The 19348-nt window shown below is 60.6% G+C and carries 15 protein-coding genes; 10 read left to right on the top strand and 5 right to left on the bottom strand.

Going from position 1 to position 19348, the window contains the following annotated elements; genetic code table 11:
* Window positions 1–65: 65 nt before the first annotated feature.
* Together ACM6IO_RS21405 and ACM6IO_RS21410 are read right to left on the bottom strand one after the other, a co-directional pair.
* Window positions 66–857, bottom strand: coding sequence for a hypothetical protein (locus ACM6IO_RS21405; protein WP_008042791.1), 792 nt, complete (start codon window positions 855–857; stop codon window positions 66–68).
* 110 nt (window positions 858–967) lie between these two features.
* Window positions 968–1966, bottom strand: a complete 999-nt coding sequence (locus ACM6IO_RS21410) for an alpha/beta hydrolase (RefSeq protein ID WP_414912189.1) — start codon at window positions 1964–1966, stop codon at window positions 968–970.
* An 83-nt stretch (window positions 1967–2049) separates the two neighbouring features.
* Here ACM6IO_RS21410 and aroC point away from each other — a divergent pair, with 83 nt between their 5' ends.
* The 5 genes from aroC to mtnC are packed head-to-tail and all read left to right on the top strand — an operon-like array spanning window position 2050 to window position 6184.
* A complete protein-coding gene (gene aroC, locus ACM6IO_RS21415) occupies window positions 2050–3141 on the top strand; it encodes a chorismate synthase (protein ID WP_414912190.1) in 1092 nt (363 codons plus the stop codon).
* A gap of 28 nt (window positions 3142–3169) precedes the next feature.
* Window positions 3170–4321 carry an MFS transporter gene (locus ACM6IO_RS21420; RefSeq protein WP_223449341.1) on the top strand — a complete coding sequence of 384 codons (1152 nt, stop codon included), beginning with the start codon at window positions 3170–3172 and terminating at the stop codon, window positions 4319–4321.
* Window positions 4318–4938 carry a methylthioribulose 1-phosphate dehydratase gene (locus ACM6IO_RS21425; RefSeq protein ID WP_008031496.1) on the top strand — a complete coding sequence of 207 codons (621 nt, stop codon included), beginning with the start codon at window positions 4318–4320 and terminating at the stop codon, window positions 4936–4938. Before ACM6IO_RS21420 ends, ACM6IO_RS21425 begins: the two co-directional genes overlap by 4 nt.
* Before the next feature lie 12 nt (window positions 4939–4950).
* Window positions 4951–5496 (top strand): 1,2-dihydroxy-3-keto-5-methylthiopentene dioxygenase, encoded by a 546-nt coding sequence (locus tag ACM6IO_RS21430; RefSeq protein WP_008031498.1) that lies wholly within the window; start codon window positions 4951–4953, stop codon window positions 5494–5496.
* Window positions 5497–5500: 4 nt separating this feature from the next.
* Window positions 5501–6184 (top strand): acireductone synthase, encoded by a 684-nt coding sequence (gene mtnC, locus ACM6IO_RS21435; protein ID WP_207286349.1) that lies wholly within the window; start codon window positions 5501–5503, stop codon window positions 6182–6184.
* A gap of 134 nt (window positions 6185–6318) precedes the next feature.
* On the opposite strand, the gene ACM6IO_RS21440 is transcribed toward mtnC, so the two are convergent.
* Complete coding sequence (locus tag ACM6IO_RS21440) at window positions 6319–6597, bottom strand: DUF3509 domain-containing protein (RefSeq protein ID WP_008031503.1); 279 nt, start codon at window positions 6595–6597, stop codon at window positions 6319–6321.
* Window positions 6598–6928: 331 nt separating this feature from the next.
* Here ACM6IO_RS21440 and ACM6IO_RS21445 point away from each other — a divergent pair, with 331 nt between their 5' ends.
* On the top strand, window positions 6929–8767 hold the full coding sequence (locus ACM6IO_RS21445) for a long-chain-acyl-CoA synthetase (protein WP_414912191.1): 1839 nt from the start codon (window positions 6929–6931) through the stop codon (window positions 8765–8767).
* Between the two features lie 96 nt (window positions 8768–8863).
* On the top strand, window positions 8864–9382 hold the full coding sequence (locus ACM6IO_RS21450) for an ankyrin repeat domain-containing protein (RefSeq protein WP_223556689.1): 519 nt from the start codon (window positions 8864–8866) through the stop codon (window positions 9380–9382).
* Window positions 9383–10538: 1156 nt separating this feature from the next.
* On the opposite strand, the gene ACM6IO_RS21455 is transcribed toward ACM6IO_RS21450, so the two are convergent.
* Window positions 10539–11879: a substrate-binding domain-containing protein gene (locus tag ACM6IO_RS21455; RefSeq protein ID WP_414912192.1), complete on the bottom strand. Its 1341-nt coding sequence runs from the start codon at window positions 11877–11879 to the stop codon at window positions 10539–10541.
* Window positions 11880–12073: 194 nt separating this feature from the next.
* Complete coding sequence (xthA, locus tag ACM6IO_RS21460) at window positions 12074–12886, bottom strand: exodeoxyribonuclease III (protein ID WP_008032791.1); 813 nt, start codon at window positions 12884–12886, stop codon at window positions 12074–12076.
* Between the two features lie 315 nt (window positions 12887–13201).
* Between xthA and ACM6IO_RS21465 the strand changes: the two genes are divergently transcribed.
* The 3 genes from ACM6IO_RS21465 to ACM6IO_RS21475 all read left to right on the top strand — a co-directional run bounded on the left by ACM6IO_RS21465 (window position 13202) and on the right by ACM6IO_RS21475 (window position 19312).
* A complete protein-coding gene (locus ACM6IO_RS21465) occupies window positions 13202–13852 on the top strand; it encodes a GNAT family N-acetyltransferase (protein ID WP_008032790.1) in 651 nt (216 codons plus the stop codon).
* Between the two features lie 67 nt (window positions 13853–13919).
* A complete protein-coding gene (locus tag ACM6IO_RS21470; RefSeq protein WP_414912193.1) occupies window positions 13920–15647 on the top strand; it encodes an autotransporter assembly complex protein TamA in 1728 nt (575 codons plus the stop codon).
* Window positions 15644–19312 (top strand): translocation/assembly module TamB domain-containing protein, encoded by a 3669-nt coding sequence (locus tag ACM6IO_RS21475; RefSeq protein WP_414912194.1) that lies wholly within the window; start codon window positions 15644–15646, stop codon window positions 19310–19312. The genes ACM6IO_RS21470 and ACM6IO_RS21475 overlap by 4 nt, the downstream gene beginning before the upstream one ends.
* Window positions 19313–19348 lie beyond the last annotated feature (36 nt).

Below are 19348 nucleotides of genomic sequence, written 5' to 3' on the forward strand. Positions count from 1 at the left end.
AGGGTTCACCAAACACCTGTAGGAGCGAGGCTTGCCCGCGAAGGCCGCGCCGCGGTCTCAAGCCTTCAACGGTGCGTCGCAATCCAGATCAACAACCCCGCCTGAAACACCGCAAACGCCACCAGACACGTAATGGTGAAACGCAGCCCCGCGTCTTCGCGTTTGTATTTGCTGACCTTTTCTTCGTGTTTCTTCAGCTTCACTTCCTGCTCGGCCAGGTTCTGCTCGGCCTGCTGCAGCATCTGCGCCGCTTCGAGAATTTCCACCTGCTGCAACTTCTCGGTGTTCCAGTCGGCCAACAGGTCGCCGACCTGCACCTCTTTGACGCTGCCCTTCAAATGCTGGGCGTCGGCATACACCACCTCAAAACCATGCGCTTTCAAAAAGCGGTCACGGCGCAGGCGCGTGTCTTCGTTCAACGCGTCCTTGTTGTTCAGGTCGGTGCCGTCGACGGTGTAGCCGGGCCAGCGCTTTTTCGCCCAGGTAATGCCCTGGGCTGCCATGTAGCGGCCGATGCCACGGTTCATCGGTTCGATCTGCAAACCGCTTTCCGGTCCGAAATGCACGCGTTTTGTGGTGTGGTCGACCCACACGTCTAGGTGGTTCTGTTCCTTGCGCACGCGCTGGCCGGGCAGGGAAATGGTCATGCGCAACAGACTGTGTTTCTTGTCGTTGCGTTCGGCATAACCGAATTCGACAAAGCGCAGTGGCCGCCCGCCGGTGTTGCGGTCGGTCTGCAACGGTGCCAGGCGGAGCATCTTGTGGTGCTCGACGTGGACGTCCGCCCACGGCAGCTCGACCGCTGGCGGTGCGTCTTTTTCAGCGGTGGTGTCGGGTGAAGTCGGGGTATCAGTCATAACGGCGAGATCCTGTCCAAGCTCAGCTTGTCGCCAGTCATAACGCTGGCGACAAAGGCTTATCGGCCGTTTTTTTCAGGACTGGAGGGAAAAAGCGCTTAAAAAAGCGCTCAACTGGAGCGAAGTCCGTCAATAAACCCGAGGATCCGTGTGCCCAGTTCGGCTGCCAGCGGTAATTGCGGATCTTTGTAGGAGGCCAATTGTCGTTTGACGTCGTTGGGCACGATGCGCATGACGTGGTTCATGCCCTCGATCAACGCCAGTTCGGCGTCCGGTTTGGCGGCCTGCAACAACCTGGCGTCGCCGACACCGACCTGGATGTCGTTGCTGCCCTGAATGATCAGCGCCGGCATTTTCAATTTGGCGAATGCGGCGGCGGGGTCCTGGCGGAACAGTGAGATCAGGTACGGCTGCACGCTCGGGCGGAATATCACCTGAAGTTGCGGCGGTACGTTGTCATCGGTGCGGCCGGCCTTGAGGCTGTCGAGCAGTTCATTGCTGCGCAGCATCAGCGGAGGAGGCAAGCGATTGCTCAGTTGCTGACGCAGCACCTGATCGATCGGCCGTGCGCTGCCGGACAGGGAAATCACCCCGGCGGCATCGATGCTCGGCGCCGCGAGGCTGGCGATCAACGCGCCTTCGCTGTGGCCCAGCAGAATCAACTGGCCAAAGCGCGGATCGTTTTTGAGCTTGTGGCCCCAGGCCTCGGCGTCGGCCACATAGGCTTCCACCGTCAGATTGCGTTCGTCCGGGGTCGCCGCGAGGCTCGCCGCCACGCCGCGTTTGTCGTAACGCACGCTGGCGATGTTGTGTTTGGCCAGCACCCAGGCGAGGCGCTTGAGGCTGTCGTTGCGTCCGCCGTCGGGGTTATTGCCGTCACGGTCTGTAGGACCGGAGCCGGAAATGATCAGGACAACCGGTACGGGTTTGTCGGATTTTGGCAGCAACAACGAGCCGAAAAGCTCCCCGGTGCCGGTATCCAATGTGATCGGCCGTTGCAGGACGGTGGCCTGTACAAAGCCGGTAAACAAGGTAAGGCTCAAGGCTAAAACTCGCAGCATCATCACGCCATCATGAACAAGATGCCGGTTGGACTCGCAGGCACCCATAAGGTTCGAGGATGAACTAGTTGGGTAGCCTGCGTATACTGGCGCGCATTACGTATTCAGGTTCATTTCACGGAGCGTCCTGCATGTCCGGCAATACCTACGGCAAGCTGTTCACTGTCACCACCGCGGGCGAAAGCCATGGTCCGGCGTTGGTCGCCATTGTCGACGGCTGCCCGCCGGGGCTGGAAATTTCCCTGGAAGATTTGCAGCGCGACCTCGATCGCCGCAAACCCGGCACCAGCCGCCACACCACCCAACGCCAGGAAGCCGACGAAGTCGAAATCCTCTCCGGCATTTTCGAAGGCCGCACCACGGGCTGCTCTATCGGCCTGTTGATCCGCAACACCGACCAGAAGTCCAAGGACTACTCGGCGATCAAGGACCTGTTCCGCCCGGCCCACGCCGACTACACCTATCACCACAAGTACGGCGAACGCGATTACCGCGGTGGCGGCCGCAGCTCGGCGCGGGAAACCGCCATGCGTGTGGCGGCGGGCGCGATTGCCAAGAAATACCTGGCCACCCAGGGCATCGTCATTCGCGGTTACATGAGCCAGCTCGGCCCGATCGAAATCCCGTTCAAGACCTGGGATTCGGTGGAGGAAAACGCGTTTTTCAGCCCTGATCCGGACAAGGTGCCAGAACTGGAAGCCTATATGGACCAGTTGCGCCGCGACCAGGATTCGGTTGGCGCGAAGATCACCGTCGTTGCCGAAGGCGTGATGCCAGGCCTCGGCGAACCGATCTTCGACCGTCTCGACGCCGAACTGGCCCACGCGCTGATGAGCATCAACGCGGTCAAAGGCGTGGAAATCGGCGCCGGTTTCGCCAGTGTTTCCCAGCGCGGCACCGAGCATCGCGATGAAATGACCCCGGAAGGATTCCTCAGCAACAACGCTGGCGGCATCCTCGGCGGCATTTCCTCCGGCCAGCCAATCGTTGCGCATTTGGCGTTGAAGCCGACGTCCAGCATCACCACGCCGGGCCGTTCCATCGACATCCATGGCAACCCGGTGGAGGTCATCACCAAGGGCCGTCACGACCCATGCGTCGGCATCCGCGCCACGCCGATTGCCGAAGCGATGATGGCCATCGTGCTGATGGATCACCTGTTGCGTCACCGTGGGCAAAATGCCGATGTGCGCGTGAGCACGCCGGTGCTGGGTCAGCTTTAATGGCTGACCTCTCAGTCGCTGCGGTCTGATGACCGTGGCGGCGCTTCCGTACTGGCGGCTCTCCAGTTTCTATCTGTTCTATTTCGCCTTGCTCGGTTCGACAGCGCCGTTCCTGGCGCTGTACTTCGATCACCTGGGTTTTTCTGCCGCGCGCATCGGCGAACTGGTGGCGATCCCGATGCTGATGCGTTGCGTCGCGCCAAACATCTGGGGCTGGCTCGGGGACTACACCGGCCAGCGCCTGGCCATCGTGCGCTTTGGCGCGGTCTGCACGCTGCTGACGTTCTCGCTGATTTTCGTCAGCAAAACCTACGCCTGGCTGGCGATGGTCATGGCGTTGCATGCGTTCTTCTGGCACGCGGTGTTGCCGCAGTTCGAAGTCATCACCCTGGCGCATCTGAAAGGGCAGACGTCCCGTTACAGCCAGATCCGCTTGTGGGGTTCCATCGGTTTCATCATCACCGTGGTCGCGCTCGGCCGCTTGTTCGAATGGCTCAGCCTCGACATCTACCCGGTGGCGTTGGTGTTGATCATGGCCGGGATCGTCGTCAGCAGCCTGTGGGTGCCGAACGCGCAACCGGTCCAGAGTGAAAGACTGGCGGCTGACGGGTTTCTCAAGCAGTTGCGCAGCCCCGGTGTGCTGGCGTTTTACGCGTGCGTGGCGCTGATGCAGATGAGTCACGGCCCGTATTACACCTTTCTGACGTTGCACCTTGAGCGATTGGGTTACAGCCGTGGCTTGATCGGCCTGCTCTGGGCAGTGGGCGTGGTGGCCGAAGTGTTGATGTTTCTGGCCATGAGCAAGATCCTTGCGCGCTTCTCCGTGCGCCGGGTGCTGCTGGCGAGTTTTCTGCTGGCGGCGCTGCGCTGGTTGCTGCTCGGGTCGCTCGCTGAATTTTTATCGGTACTGCTGTTTGCCCAGGTATTGCACGCGGCGACGTTCGGCAGCTTTCACGCCGCTGCCATCCAGTTCGTGCAACGTAGCTTCGGTGCGCGCCAGCAAGGGCAGGGCCAGGCGTTGTACGCGGCATTGGCCGGCACCGGCGGCGCACTGGGCGCGTTGTACTCCGGCTACAGCTGGAATGCCCTCGGGGCCTCGTTCACCTTTAGTATTGCCAGTCTGGCAGCCTTCGCGGCTGCCGTTATCATTGCCACACGTATGCAAGAGGACCGGCCATGAGCCTGACCCGTGAACACCTCGCCCAGGAAATCATCGACGCCGGGCGTTTTTTGTATGGCCGCGGCTGGTCGCCGGCCACCAGCAGCAACTATTCGACCCGGCTGTCGCCGAGCGAAGCCTTGCTGACCGTGTCCGGCAAGCACAAAGGCCAGTTGGGCATCGACGATGTGCTGGCCACTGATCTGTCGGGCAACAGTCTGGAACCGGGCAAGAAACCGTCCGCCGAAACCTTGCTGCACACCCAGCTCTATAGCTGGCGTGCGGAGATCGGCGCGGTGCTGCACACCCATTCGGTGAACGCCACGGTGCTGTCGCGCCTGACGCCGGAAGATTTCATCGAGTTCGAAGACTACGAGCTGCAAAAGGCGTTCAGCGGCATCTCGACCCACGAATCCCGGGTGCGTGTACCGATTTTCGATAACGATCAGGACATTGCGCGCTTGGCCGCCAAGGTGCAGCCTTGGCTGGAAGCCCATCCCGATTGCGTCGGCTATCTGATTCGCGGTCACGGCCTCTACACCTGGGGCGCCCGCATGAGTGATGCGTTGCGGCAGATCGAGGCCTTTGAATTTTTGTTCGAGTGCGAGTTGAAGACGCGTTCGATCCTAAACCGTTAAGGAGTTGCCCTGATGAGCAGCCTGTCCGTCTACCACGTCTCAAGCCCTGACATTCCGAACAAGGTGCTGACCCATTTCGAAGACATCGCCTCGACCCTGGCCGAGCAAGGTGTGCGCTTCGACCGCTGGCAAGCGGCGGCGAAAATCCAGCCCGGCGCCAGTCAGGAAGAAGTGATTGCCGCGTACCAGGAGCAAATCGACAAGCTGATGACCGAACGCGGTTACATCACCGTCGATGTGGTCAGCCTGAACAGCGATCATCCGCAAAAAGCTGAATTGCGCGCCAAGTTCCTCGACGAGCACCGCCATGGCGAAGACGAAGTACGATTTTTCGTCGCTGGCCGTGGCTTGTTTACCCTTCATATCGACGATTATGTCTACGCCGTGCTCTGCGAGAAAAACGACCTGATCTCGGTGCCGGCCGGCACGCCGCACTGGTTCGACATGGGCGAGCATCCGCATTTCGTTGCGATCCGGCTGTTCAACAACCCGGAAGGCTGGGTGGCCAATTTCACAGGCGAAGACATCGCCAGCCGCTTCCCGCGTCTTGAGGACTGAGTCGATGCCGATCAAAGCGATTCTCACCGACATCGAAGGCACCACCAGCGCGGTGAGTTTTGTGTTCGACGTGCTGTTTCCCTACGCTGCCAAACACCTGCCGGACTTCGTTCGCCAGCACGCCGCGCGCGCCGATGTGGCGGAGCAACTGGACGCCGTGCGCCGGGATAGCCATGAGCCGGACGCCGATGTCGAGCGTGTCATCGAGATTCTCCTGGGCTGGATCGCCGAAGACCGCAAAGCCACGCCACTCAAGGCGTTGCAAGGCATGGTCTGGGAGCAGGGCTATCAGGCCGGGCAGTTGAAAGGTCACGTGTACCCGGACGCCGTTGAAGCGCTCAAGCGCTGGCATCAGCAAGGTTTCAAACTGTTTGTTTATTCCTCGGGTTCGATTCAGGCGCAAAAACTGATCTTCGGCTGCTCCGAGGCGGGGGATTTGTCGCCGTTGTTCAGCGGCTATTTCGACACCACATCGGGACCCAAGCGTGAAGCGCAGTCGTACCAGCGCATCACCCAGGCCATCGGCCTTGAAGCGGCGCAGATTCTGTTCCTGTCGGACATCGTCGAAGAGCTGGACGCGGCGCGCACGGCGGGTATGGCAACCTGCGGACTGGCGCGTGAAGGCGGGGAGTTGGCAGGGCATGTGACTGTGGACAGCTTCGCCCGGATCAACCCTTCCGCGTACTAATTCACGACGCTAACCTGTAGGAGCGAAGCTTGCTCGCGAAGGCGGCGTATCAGGCGATATTAATGTTGACTGATACGCCGCCTTCGCGAGCAAGCTTCGCTCCTACAAGGGCTGGTTTGCGGCGTTGAAACGGTTTATGCCGAGTGATACGTCGGCAGCGCAAAGCGCTGTTGGCTTTGCAGCATGGAGATCTGCGGCAATTCGCTGGCCTGTTCGGCCAGGTCACGGCGGATCGCACTGATCACCCACGACAGCTGATCACCGGCATGCAATTGCTGGTAGGAAACCGAGCGCTTGAAGACTCTGCCTTCACTGCTGCGCAAGGTCAGCAGAATGCCACCGTCGGGACGTGGCTGGGTGGTGACTTCGAAGTTGGAGAACAGGGACGAAAATTTTTCCTGGATCAGGTTCATGTCTATCAGCTCCGTAAGCGCTTGAATGGCAAGCATGCAGAGGTAGTTGCAGTGATTGTGCCAGCACCTGATTTTTTAAAAATCGTTATAAATCAATAATTTAGTTTTATGCCAATTTTTTGCTTTCGTGCAATCTGCATGAATGGCCATCGTGCATCCTGCATTTTGCCGGGTGGATGTCGGTTCGATGGAACCATTCACATCCTCCGGGTTCGCGTTTTTCGCGGATACAAAACATTTCAAAAACCGCGTGTACAGCTCAAGAACCGTTGACGTATTTTCGGGCTCAATCACCGTCGCCCGACAATAAAAAGATCGAACGGGAGCACCCATGAGCCGCACGACGAACGACACGATTACCTGGGGCATGATGCTCCGCAAGCTGCCGTCCATTGCCAAAGCCATCCCCCGGGTGGTGAAAGGCATGAAGGCCGCCAACGTCAAGGACCCGACCCAACCGTGTGGCCTGGGCTGGAGCTTCGAACAAGCGACATTGCGCAATCCCGACGGCCCGGCCTTGCTCCAGGGCGCGGTGGTGCTCACGTACTCGCAAGTCAATCAATGGGCCAATCGCATCGCCCATCACTTGATTGCCCAAGGCATCGGCAAGGGCGACGTGGTCGCGGTGTTCATCGAAAACCGCCCGGAACTGTTGGTGAACATATTGGCGGTGGCCAAGGTCGGGGCGATCAGTGCCTTGCTCAACACGTCTCAAACCCGCGATACCCTGGCCCACAGCCTGAACCTGGTGGCGCCGGCAGCGATCATTGTCGGTGAGGAGCTGGTACCGGCGTTTGCGGCAGTGCGCGAACGGGTCTCGATCGACGCGGCGCGCACCTGGTTCGTCGCCGACCAGGACACCTACCGCCAACCGGGCATTGCACCCGACGGTTTCATCAACCTGATGACCGCGATTGTCGACAGCCCCAGCGACAACCCTGCCAGCAGCCAGCAGGTTTTTTTCGACGACCCGTGTTTCTACATCTACACCTCGGGCACCACCGGGCTGCCCAAGGCCGGGGTGTTCAAACATGGCCGCTGGATGCGCAGCTCGGCCAGTTTCGGCTTGATCGCACTGGACATGCGCCCCGAGGACATCGTCTATTGCACCTTGCCGCTGTATCACGCCACTGGACTGTGCGTGTGCTGGGGCTCGGCCATCAGCGGCGCCTCGGGGTTTGCCATCCGCCGCAAGTTCAGCGCCAGCCAGTTCTGGAGCGACGTGCGCAATTACCGCGCGACCACCCTCGGTTACGTCGGCGAATTGTGCCGCTACCTCGTGGATCAACCGCCCAGCGCCGAGGACAACAAGCACGGCGTGACGAAAATGATCGGCAACGGCCTGCGCCCCGGCGCATGGCACGAATTCAAGACGCGCTTTGGCGTGAACCACATCTGCGAGTTGTACGCGGCCAGCGACGGCAATATCGGTTTCACCAACATCCTCAACTTCGACAACACCGTCGGGTTTTCCCTGATGTCCTGGGAGCTTGCGGCCTACGACCATGACAGCGGGGCGCCGACGCGGGACGCCAACGGCTTCATGCGCAAGGTGGCCAAGGGTGAGCAGGGGTTGTTGCTGGCGAAGATTGACGACAAGGCGCCGCTGGATGGCTACACCGATCCGCAGAAGACTGAAAAAGTCGTGCTGCACGACGTGTTCGAGAAGGGTGACCGTTACTTCAACACCGGTGACCTGCTGCGCAACATCGGTTTTGGTCACGCGCAGTTCGTCGACCGCCTGGGGGACACTTATCGCTGGAAGGGTGAAAACGTCTCGACCACCGAGGTCGAAAACATCCTGCTGCAACACCCGAACATTTCCGAAGCCGTGGCTTATGGCGTGGAGGTCCGCAACACCAACGGGCGCGCCGGGATGGCGGCGATCACGCCCGCGGAGTCCCTGGCGACCCTGGATTTCAGCGAGCTGCTGGCCTTCGCCCGTGAGCAAATGCCGGCGTATGCGGTGCCGCTGTTCCTGCGGGTGAAGGTGAAGATGGAGACTACCGGCACCTTCAAATACCAGAAGACCCGGCTCAAGGACGAAGCCTTCGACCCTGGCAAAACCGGCGACGACCCGATCTATGCCTGGCTGCCGGGTACTGACACTTACGTGCAGGTCGACGAACAATTGCTGGCGGATATTCACGGTGGCAAGTACCGCTATTGATTGTGGCTATGGCGTGACTTGAGAAAAAACAAGTGACAGTGTCGGGGGCGCTCGGGAAACTGTCGGCTTTGCGAATAACTGTAAGTGGAGTTTCCAATGTCCGATCAAAGCCGCCAGATGACCCCCGAAGAAGCCGCCGAATTTGCCGAACAGGTTTTCAACAAGGCGCGCGAGGGTGATGCGGCGATGATGGCTGCGCTGCTGACCAAAGGCCTGCCGCCGAACCTGCGCAACCACAAGGGTGACACGTTGCTGATGCTGGCCGCTTACCACGGCCATGTGGACACGGTGAAAGTGCTCCTTGAGCACAAGGCTGATCCGGAAATCCGCAACGACAATGGCCAGAGTCCGATTGCCGGCGCGGCGTTCAAAGGGGATCTGGCGGTGGTCAAGGCGTTGGTCGAGGGCGGTGCGCTGGTGGAAGGTGCTTCGTTTGACGGTCGTACGGCGTTGATGATGGCGGCGATGTTCAATCGCGTGGAAATCGTTGATTACCTGATCAGCAAAGGGGCGGATCCGAAGGCCAAGGATGCCAATGGGGTTTCGGCGTTGGATGCTGCGAAAACGCTGGGTGCGGTGGATACCGTTGTGCAATTGGAGAAACTGTTGGGCTGATTGAGCGGAAGGACCCGGAACCCCTGTAGGAGCCGGCTTGCTGGCGATGGCGGCCTGATAGTCGATCATTTTTTTGTCGGAGTACATATCCGTTGCTGCGGTAACGGCTTCTATTGGTTTCGCCCTTACGGCGAGTCACTTTGGAAAAGCCCCAAAGTAACCAAAGCGCTTTTGCCCCTTTCGTTCGGTGCCTCGCGTAGGCTCGGCATGCCCTCGCTCCGGTCCTGCTCCGTGGGCCCGCCGCGATCGGCCATCCATGGCCGTGCGCGGCTAACCCGGCATCCATGCCGGGTTGCCCACTGCGCAGAACCTGCGCTCGGCCTCTCGAGGGGGCGACTACCGCCACAGCCGCCGAGGCGGCCTGAAAGCCGACCTGGCTCTTCAGTTGTCCGCGTTGTCCTTCTTTGATGCGTTCACTCATTCCCGACATGTACACCGCTCCCCTGTAGGAGCCGGCTTGCTGGCGATAGCGTCTGTTCAGGCGATGAATTTGTTGGCTGGCCCACCGCCATCGCCGGCAAGCCGGCTCCTACAGTTGATCGTGTACATTCCGAACACATATGCATTTCCCCGTAGGAGCCAGCTTGCTGGCGATGGCGTCCGTCCAGTCGAAAAGGAGGGGGACTGACCCACCGCCATCGTCGGAACGCCGCCCGCAGCAAGCCGGCTCCTACAGTTGATCGTATTTATCCAAATGCATATGCATTTCCCTTGTAGGAGCCAGCTTGCTGGCGATGGACGTCAACGATAACGCGGGCTGTCTGAATGAACGCGGTGCCCAGACGATTTTCGCCGGCAAGCCGGCTCCTACAGGGCGCGCGTACGCCTTTGATCTTCACCACTCATCAGGCCGAGCGTTAGCTCGCCTTCAGCTTTTGATCTTGAGGTGCACGCCCCCTCGAGAGGCCGAGTGGAGGTTCTGCGCAGTGGGCAACCCGGCATGGATGCCGGGTTAGCCGCCCCCGGCCATGGATGGCCGATGGCGGCGGGCCCACGGAGCAGGGCCGGAGCGAGGGTATGCCGAGCCTAGGCGAGGCACCGAACGAAAGGGGCAAGAGCCCTTTGGTTACTTTGGGGCTTTTCCAAAGTGACTCGCCGTAAGGGCGAAACCAATAGAAGCCGTTACCGCAGCAACGGATATACACACAAAACCCAATCAATACACCCAAACCTCAACCCGCCGATTCTTGATCCGCCCCTCATCCGCACTATTGGCCGCCACCGGCATCTCGGCGCCAAAACCGCGAATCTCGCGAAACACCACGCCGCTTTTCACCAACTCCCGCCGCACCGCCATGGCCCGCAATTTCGACAGCAGGTCAGCCCGCGCTGGATCGCTCTTGGCATCGCCAAACCCCACCAACGTCACCTGCCGGTTGGTTTTCTGGTTCTGTTGAAGGTAATCAAGCACCCGCGTCAGATCCTGTCGGGCCTTGTTGTCCAGCGTTGCGCTGCCTTCCTCGAAACGGAAATTCACGGTCAAGCGCTGGGCGTGGCGACTGAGCGCCTGATAACCCTCGGGCATCAATGCGTTGGGCGTAACGGCCATCGCCTGGACGGTCTGGGCAATAAACCCGTTGGCCGCGACGATGGCCTGGCCGTTGCTGCTTTGCGCAAACGCCACCAACGCTTCGGCCCAGGGGTTTTTGGCGTTGGGCGGCAGGTAAAAGAACAACCGCCGCGACAATGGATAGTCTTCCGTGGCGATCAGGCTGTTAAGCGGCGGCATGGCCTGGGATTGGCCATCGACGATCGCCACGGCTTTGGCCTGACGCACGTAGGGCAGGCCGATAAAACCGATGCCCTGCGGATCGAGGCTGACCGCGTCGGACAACTGCTCGCTGGATTCGAAACGTTTCGCTGCGCTGTTCAGCGTTTTCCCACGACGACTGAGCACCACTTCCTTAAACGTGTCGTACGTGCCCGATTGGTCATCCCGCGCATACAGGTGAATGGCTCCGCCGCTGCCGCCGAGTTCTTCCCAGGTTTTCACTTCGCCACTGAAAATTTGCGCCAGTTGTTCGGTGTTGAGTTGATTCAGCGGGTTTTGCGGATGAAGGATGATTGCCAGGCCGTCGATGGCGATCACCTGCTCGGCGCCGGGGCTCTTCAGATCACCGAGGGATTGCAGGGCCAGCAGTTCGCTGTCCTTGATCGGGCGCGAAGAGGCGGCAAGGTCCGCCGTGGCGTTTTTCAGGGCGGTGAAACCGGTGCTGGAACCGTGGGCCGCGATGTCCACCGTGACCCGGCGGCCCTGAGCGGTTTCGCCGACCACGCGCAATTCGTTGGCTTTGTCCGGGGTTTCGCTGTGGACCTTGAGCAAGCCTTGCTCGCGCATCAAGCCCTCGACCAGCGCCGGGCCCAATGCCGCGCCAATGGTGTTGGAACCCTGGATGCGCAGCACCGGTCCCTGTTTGGGCGTCGGCAAGTCAGCGGCCGACGCGGTGATGGGCAGCCCGGCGCACAGCATTAACAGGAAGAAAACGCGCAGCGTCATGCCGGCACCTTTAAAGAACAAAGAAAGTGCCGGGAGATTAAGTCAGTAAGGTTTCTGAAAGATGACAGTTACTAATGTGGGAGCGAAACCGGCTTGCCGGCGATGGCGGAGTGTCAGGCAACATAGATGTTGAATGTCAGACCCTCATCGCGAGCAAGCTTGCTCCTACAGTTGAGCTGCGTTGAGCCGGGGGATCAGCTCAACTCAAGCCAAATCGGCGCGTGGTCCGACGGTTTTTCCATCCCGCGCAGTTCGTAATCCACGCCGGCATCCTTCACTCGCGGCAACAAGCCGTGGGACGCCATGATCACGTCAATCCGCAGCCCGCGCTTCGGTTCATCCTCAAAGCCACGGCTGCGGTAGTCGAACCAGCTGAATCGGTCGGCCACGTCCGGGTTCAGGTGGCGGAAGCTGTCCACCAGGCCCCAGTTCTTCAAGCGTGCCATCCACTCGCGTTCTTCCGGCAGGAAGCTGCATTTACCGGTTTTCAGCCAGCGCTTCATGTTGTCCGGGCCGATGCCGATGTCGCAGTCTTCCGGGGAAATGTTCACATCGCCCATCACCACCAGCGGCTGTTCGTTGTTGAACTGGCTTTCCAGCAGGTGCTGCAGATCGTTGTAGAAACGTTCCTTGGCCGGGAATTTGGTTGGATGGTCGCGGCTTTCACCCTGTGGGAAATAGCCGTTCATGATGGTCACCGGCACGCCATTGGCATCAGCGAAGGTGCCCCAGATGAAGCGGCGCTGGGCGTCTTCTTCATCGGTGACGAAACCTTTGTGCAGTTCCAGCGGTTCCTTGCGCGAGAGCAGGGCGACGCCGTAGTGACCTTTCTGCCCGTGGAAATACACGTGATAGCCCAGCGCCTGGATCTCGGCCAGCGGGAACTGATCGTCGTGGACCTTGGTTTCCTGCAGGCCGATCACGTCCGGCTGATGCTTTTCGATCAGCGCCGCCAGCTGATGAGGACGAGCGCGCAGCCCGTTGATGTTGAAGGAGACGATCTTCATGGTCGGCAGTCCTGGCAAAAGGGCGATGCTAGCTGACCTGTGGGATTGGGGCCAGTGTGGGGTGAGGGGATTCGCTGTGTTCTGTCAGTTCTCTACCGGCAGTCCCGGCCTCTTCGCGGGCAAGCCTCGCTCCTACAGGTGAATCAATTGGGTGCAACTCAAACCTGTAGGAGCGAGGCTTGCCCGCGAAGAGGCCAGTTCAGTCGATGAAGATCCTGACTTGGTCTATACCTGTCTGGGGAACTGTGAAGCCACCCAAACGCTCGTACCAATAAGAGCGCAGCCACCCGAGCCGCGCCGGGGAGAATGACCGTTATGCCCGAAACCTCGACCGTCATCGCCGATATCCACATGCTCGACAGCGGTTATTCCCGCGAAGCCCGCTCCCTGTTGTACCAGGCCTACCGCCACGAACCGACCTTCGGTTACCTCTTCGAAGCCGAACGTCCCGGTTATGAACAGCGTGTACGCGCCACCGTGCGGGAACTGGTCAAGCAACACTTTCTTCAGGATTTGCCGGCCATCGGTCTGCTGGTCAACGACCGCTTGATCGGTATCGCGCTGATCGCGCCGCCGCAACGACGCCTGGGCATCACCGAAAGCTGGGCGTGGCGCCTGCGGATGGTGCTCAGCACCGGGTTTCGCTGCACCCGCCGCTACCTCGAATACCACGACGCGGTGATGGCCTGCGTGCCGTCCGATTCGGTGCACCTGCTGCCCTTGCTGGGGGTTCACCCGCAATTTCAGGGCAAGCACTTCGGCGAACAACTGCTGCAGGCGGTCCATAACTGGTGCGCGGTCGATGAGCATTCCCAGGGTGTAGTCCTCGATACCGGGAATCCGCGTTATCTGGAGTTCTATAAACGTCAGGGCTACGAGGAAATCGGTGAAGTGGCGGTAGGACCGATCCGCGAGCACGTGTTTTTCCACGCCAACCCACAGGTGCTGCAAACCGCCACGGCATAAAACGGTAGAACTTTCGCGGGGCGCGAGGCTCTATCACGCTCCCACGCTCGTGATAGCATCCGCGCCTATGAAGTTTCCAGGAAGAATTACCAGCGGCGTGCTGATGCTGATCACCAGCTGCGCGGCGTTGGCGCAAAGTGAATTGGATGTGCGGATCAAACCGTCCAACGATGAACTGAAGGCCAATATAGAGGGCTATATCGGCAGCCTCGGCGATCGTGACGAGGAGGCCTTGTTGCGCTTCAGTCGTGGCGCCGAAGAACAGGCGCGCAAGGCCGCCCAGGCCTTGGGTTATTACCAGCCACAGATCGACACGGACGTGAAGGGCGGCAAGACACCGCGCCTGGTCATGAACATCGATCCCGGCGAGCCTGTGCATTTGCGCAATGTCACTATTCGCATCGACGGCCCTGCGGCCTCCCTCAAAACCTTTCGTGTGCCCAAAAGCAATGCGCTGAAAACCGGCGCGGTGCTCAATCATGGCCGCTACGAAGACGCCAAGCGGCTGATCCAGAACCAGGCCTCGCGTTACGGTTTCTTCAGCGGTTATTTCACCCGGCAGAAACTCGCGGTCGACCCGCGAGCCGGCGTTGCCGACATCGAACTGATCTACGAAAGCGGCCCGCGTTACACCTTGGGTAAAGTCAGTTTCGAAGGCGATACGCCGTTCGACGAAGAGTTGCTGCAACGCATGGTGCCGTTCAAGGCGGGTGAGCCCTATGACTCCGAACTGATCGCCGAACTGAATCAGAATCTGCAGGCAAGCGGGTACTTCGAAGGCGTGCGCGTCGACGCTGCGCCGACGGCGTCCAAGAACGATGTGATCCCGGTGGACGTCAAGCTCGACACCCGCAAGCCGCGGACCATGGGCCTCGGCCTGGGCTATTCCACAGACGTTGGCCCTCGGGTCAAGGCCAACTGGACCCGGCACTGGGTCAACCCTCAAGGCCACAGCTATGGCTGGGAAACCGAAGTCTCGGCACCACGGCAAAACGTCGGGCTGTTCTACGACATTCCGCTGGACCCGCCGCTGACCGACAAACTGCGTTTCGCCGGTGGTTATCAGAGCGAAGAAATCGCCGACAAGGACAGCCTGAGCAAACTGCTGACCCTCGGCCCCGAATGGCACAGCAAGTTGCCCAGCGGCTGGCAGCGGGTGGTGTCGCTGAAATGGCAGCGCGAAGAATATCGACTCGGCGATGACTCGGGGCTGAGCAATCTGCTGATGCCCGGCGTCAGCTATTCCTACCTGAAAAGCGACAACCGCATCGACCCGCACAACGGCTATCGGCTGCAGTTCGAAACCAAAGTGGCCAAGGAAGGCTTGGGTTCCGACAACAACCTGCTTTACGGCACCGCGCTGGTCAAAGGCCTGACCACAGTCTTTGAAAAACACCGTTTCCTCGGCCGGGTGCAGGTGGGTGGCAGTGCCACCAATGGCTACAAATCGGTGCCGCCGTCGCTGCGCTTCTTCGCCGGTGGCGATCAGAGCGTGCGCGGTTACGACTACCAGAGCCTGTCCCCGGAAAACTCCGACGGCGACCGCATCGGTGGCCGCTACATGATTGCCGGCAGCGTCGAGTATCAATATTCCATCGCCGAAAAATGGCGGGTCGCAACGTTCGTCGACCAGGGCAATTCCTTCAACAAACTCGAACTGCCCGACCTCAAGACCGGCGTCGGTATCGGCGTGCGCTGGGTGTCACCGGTGGGGCCGATTCGCCTCGACCTGGCCCACGCGATGGACGACGACGGCGGCATACGACTGCACTTTTCCATGGGGCCTGAGCTGTGAAGCGTGGTTTGAAAGTAACGCTGCTGACGATTCTGGCGCTGCTGATGCTGGTGCTGCTGGCCGTGACCACGGTGCTGGGCACCGCGACGGGCAGCCGCTGGGCGCTCGGCTTTGTGCCGGGTTTGACGGTCGAGAATTTCCAGGGCCGTCTGGGCGGTCAATGGAGCGCCGATCATCTGGTCTGGCAGCAGGACACCAGCCGGGTTGAACTGAGCAAAGTGATTTTCGCCTGGTCGCCGTTGTGCCTGACGCGCATGACCCTGTGCATCGAGCAACTGAAAACCGATCAGGTCAGCCTGCAATTTCCGCCGGGTCCTGAAGAGCAGAGCAGCGGACCGATCACCTTGCCGGATCTGAAGTTGCCACTGGCCATCGAGCTGGGCGACGTGCAGGTCGGCAGCTTGCTGTTCAACGGCAGCGAAGAACTCAAAGGCCTGCAACTGGCGGCGCACTGGACCGAGCAGGGGATGCAGATCGACTCCGTGCAACTGCAACGCGACGACCTCAGCCTGAACCTGTCCGGTCTCCTGCAACCCAGCGGCAACTGGCCGCTCAAGGCTGAAGGCAAACTGACCCTGCCGGCGCCCGAGCCCTGGGCGCTGACGCTGAAAATCAACGGCGACCTGCTGAAAACCCTGAAGCTCACCGCCGACAGCAGCGGTTACCTGAACGGCCAACTGACCGGCGAGTTGCAGCCGCTGGTGGACAACCTGCCGGCCAAGGTGCGGATCACCGCCGACGGCTTCAAGCCCAGTGCGGACCTGCCGGACACTCTGCAACTCAATCAGCTTGAACTGACCGGCGACGGCGACCTGAAAAACGGCTACCAATTGCGCGGCAACGCCACGCTGCCCGCTGAGCAAGGCCCGGTTGCACTGATGCTGCAAGGCAAAGTCGACGCCAACGGCGCGCAGATCGCCGCGCTGGACCTGACCGCCAACGACAAGCAAAGTCTCAAACTCACGGGTGTTCTGGACTGGAGTAAAGGCCTGAACGCCACGGCGAAAATCGACTGGCTGGATTTCCCCTGGCACCGGCTCTATCCGCTGATCGACGAACCTGAAGTGGCGTTGCGCAGCTTCAACGGCGAAGTCTCTTACACCGACGGCAAATACCTCGGCAACTTCAAGGCTGCACTGGATGGCCCGGCCGGGGCGTTCAGCCTGAGCAGCCCGTTCGCCGGCGACCTGACGAAAATCTACCTGCAACAAATCCAGCTCGAAGCCGGGCAGGGCAAGGCCGAAGGCCATCTGAACCTGCAATTTGCCGATGGCATTGCCTGGGACACCGCGCTGGACCTCTCGGCGATCAACCCGGCGTACTGGGTCGCGGAATTGCCGGGCACCCTGGCCGGACCGTTGCGCAGTAAAGGCGAGATGAAGAATGAAAAACTCAGCCTGAACGCGGACCTTGATCTGAAGGGCAAACTGCGTGGCCAGCCGGCCATCCTGCAAGCCAAGGCCGATGGCAGCGGCGAGCAATGGAACCTCAGCGCGCTGCAAATCCGCCTCGGTGACAACAGCATCACCGGCAAGGGCAGCCTGCAACAGAAACTCGCCGGCCAGATCGACATCAAGCTGTCGCGCCTGGCGCAGCTGTGGCCGCAACTGCGCGGCCAGCTCAATGGCCGCGTCGATGTCGCCGGCACGCTCAAGGCACCGCAAGGCAAGCTCGGGCTGCAAGGCACGCAACTGGCCTTCGAAGATAATCGCCTGCAAAGCCTGAACCTCGACGCGACCCTCGACAGTGCGCAACGGGCGAAAATCGATTTCAAGGGCAGCGGCATCCAGGCCGGCGACACGTCGCTGGGCACGCTGACGGCCAGCGGTCAGGGTGATATCAAAAACCAGAAACTGACACTCGACCTGCAAGGCCCGCAATTGAAACTGGCCCTGGGCCTTGACGGCAATCTGGACAAAGGCAACTGGCGCGGACGTTTGGCCAGCGGTGATATTCAGGCCGGTGGCCAGGACTGGAAGCTGCAAAACCCGGCGAAACTCGAACGACTGGCGGACGGCAAAATCAACTTCGGCGCCCATTGCTGGATGTCCGGCCCGGCCAGTTTGTGCGGTGAAGACCAGCGCCTGATGCCGGAACCGAAGTTGCGTTATCACCTCAAGCAATTCCCGATTGAAAGCCTTGCGCAATGGCTGCCGAAGGATTTCGCCTGGAAGGGCCGGCTCAACGCCGATCTGCAACTGGACCTGCCGGCCAGCGGCCCGAACGGCCAGATCAGCCTCGATGCCAGCGGCGGCACCCTGCGCATCAAGGAAAAGGATCAGTGGCTGGACTTCCCCTACCAGGCCCTGAAACTCACCAGCAAACTCACGCCCAAGCGCATCGACACCGACCTCAACTTCGTCGGCGGCAAGCTCGGCGAATTGAGTGTGCAGGCGCAGATCAATCCATTACCGAAGAACAAACCGCTGACTGGCGCGTTCCGTCTCAATGGCCTCGACCTGTCCGTGGCGCGACCGTTTGTGCCGATGGTCGAGAAGCTCACCGGACGCCTGAATGGCAGCGGCACGATTTCCGGTGGTCTGCTGGCGCCATTGGTCAACGGCAACCTGCTGCTCAGCGACGGCGAGATTTCCGGCCCCGAATTGCCGATGGACCTTGAAGCGTTGCAGCTTCAAGCGCTGATCGCCGGCGAAACCGTGCAGTTGAACGGTGGCTGGAAAAGCGGCAAGAGCGGGCAGGGCAGCTTGACCGGCAGCATCGCCTGGGGTCAGGCGCTGGTGGTGGACCTGGCGCTCAAAGGCACGCAGTTGCCGGTCACTGTCGAACCGTACGCCAAGCTCGAAGTGGCGCCGGACTTGAAGATTTCGATGACGGGCGACGAGCTGGCCATCGCTGGCAAAGTGCTGGTGCCGAAAGGCGAAATCACCGTGCGCGAGTTGCCGCCATCGACGGTCAAGGTCTCTGATGACACGGTGATCATTGGCGCGCAGACCGAAGAGGGCAAACCGCCGCTGGCGATGAAAATGGACATCGACGTGGCGGTCGGCGAAGACAAACTCAGCTTCGCCGGGTTTGGCCTGACCGCCAACCTGCAAGGGCACGTGCACATCGGCGACAACATGGACACCCGCGGCGAGCTGTGGCTCAACGACGGGCGTTACCGGGCCTACGGCCAGCGGCTGACGGTGCGCCGGGCGCGTTTGCTGTTTGCCGGCCCGATCGATCAGCCGTACCTGGACATCGAGGCGATTCGCCAGACTGACGACGTCATCGCCGGTATTCGCCTGAGCGGCAGCGCCGAGCAGCCGGCCACGCAGATCTTCTCCGAACCGGCGATGAGCCAGGAACAGGCCTTGTCCTACCTGGTGCTCGGGCGTCCGCTGAGCACCACCGGTGAAGACAACAACATGCTGGCGCAGGCCGCGCTGGGGTTGGGCCTGATGGGCAGTTCCGGGGTGACCGGCAAACTGGCCAGCGATCTGGGGATTCAGGATTTCCAGCTCGATACCGAGGGCAGCGGCAATACGACGAGTGTGGTCGCCAGCGGCAATATCTCCGAGAAGCTCAGCCTGCGATATGGCGTTGGCGTGTTTGAGCCGGCCAACACCATTGCCCTGCGCTACAAGCTGAGCAAGAAGGTGTACCTCGAAGCGGCGGGTGGCGTGGCCAGTTCGCTGGATATCTTTTACAAGCGGGATTTTTAACGCCCGTCCTCTCCAAAACCGAGTCGCTTTCTTCGC

Source organism: Pseudomonas sp. IT-P44 (assembly GCF_949768225.1).
In the GTDB taxonomy this organism is placed as follows: Bacteria; Pseudomonadota; Gammaproteobacteria; order Pseudomonadales; family Pseudomonadaceae; genus Aquipseudomonas; species Aquipseudomonas migulae.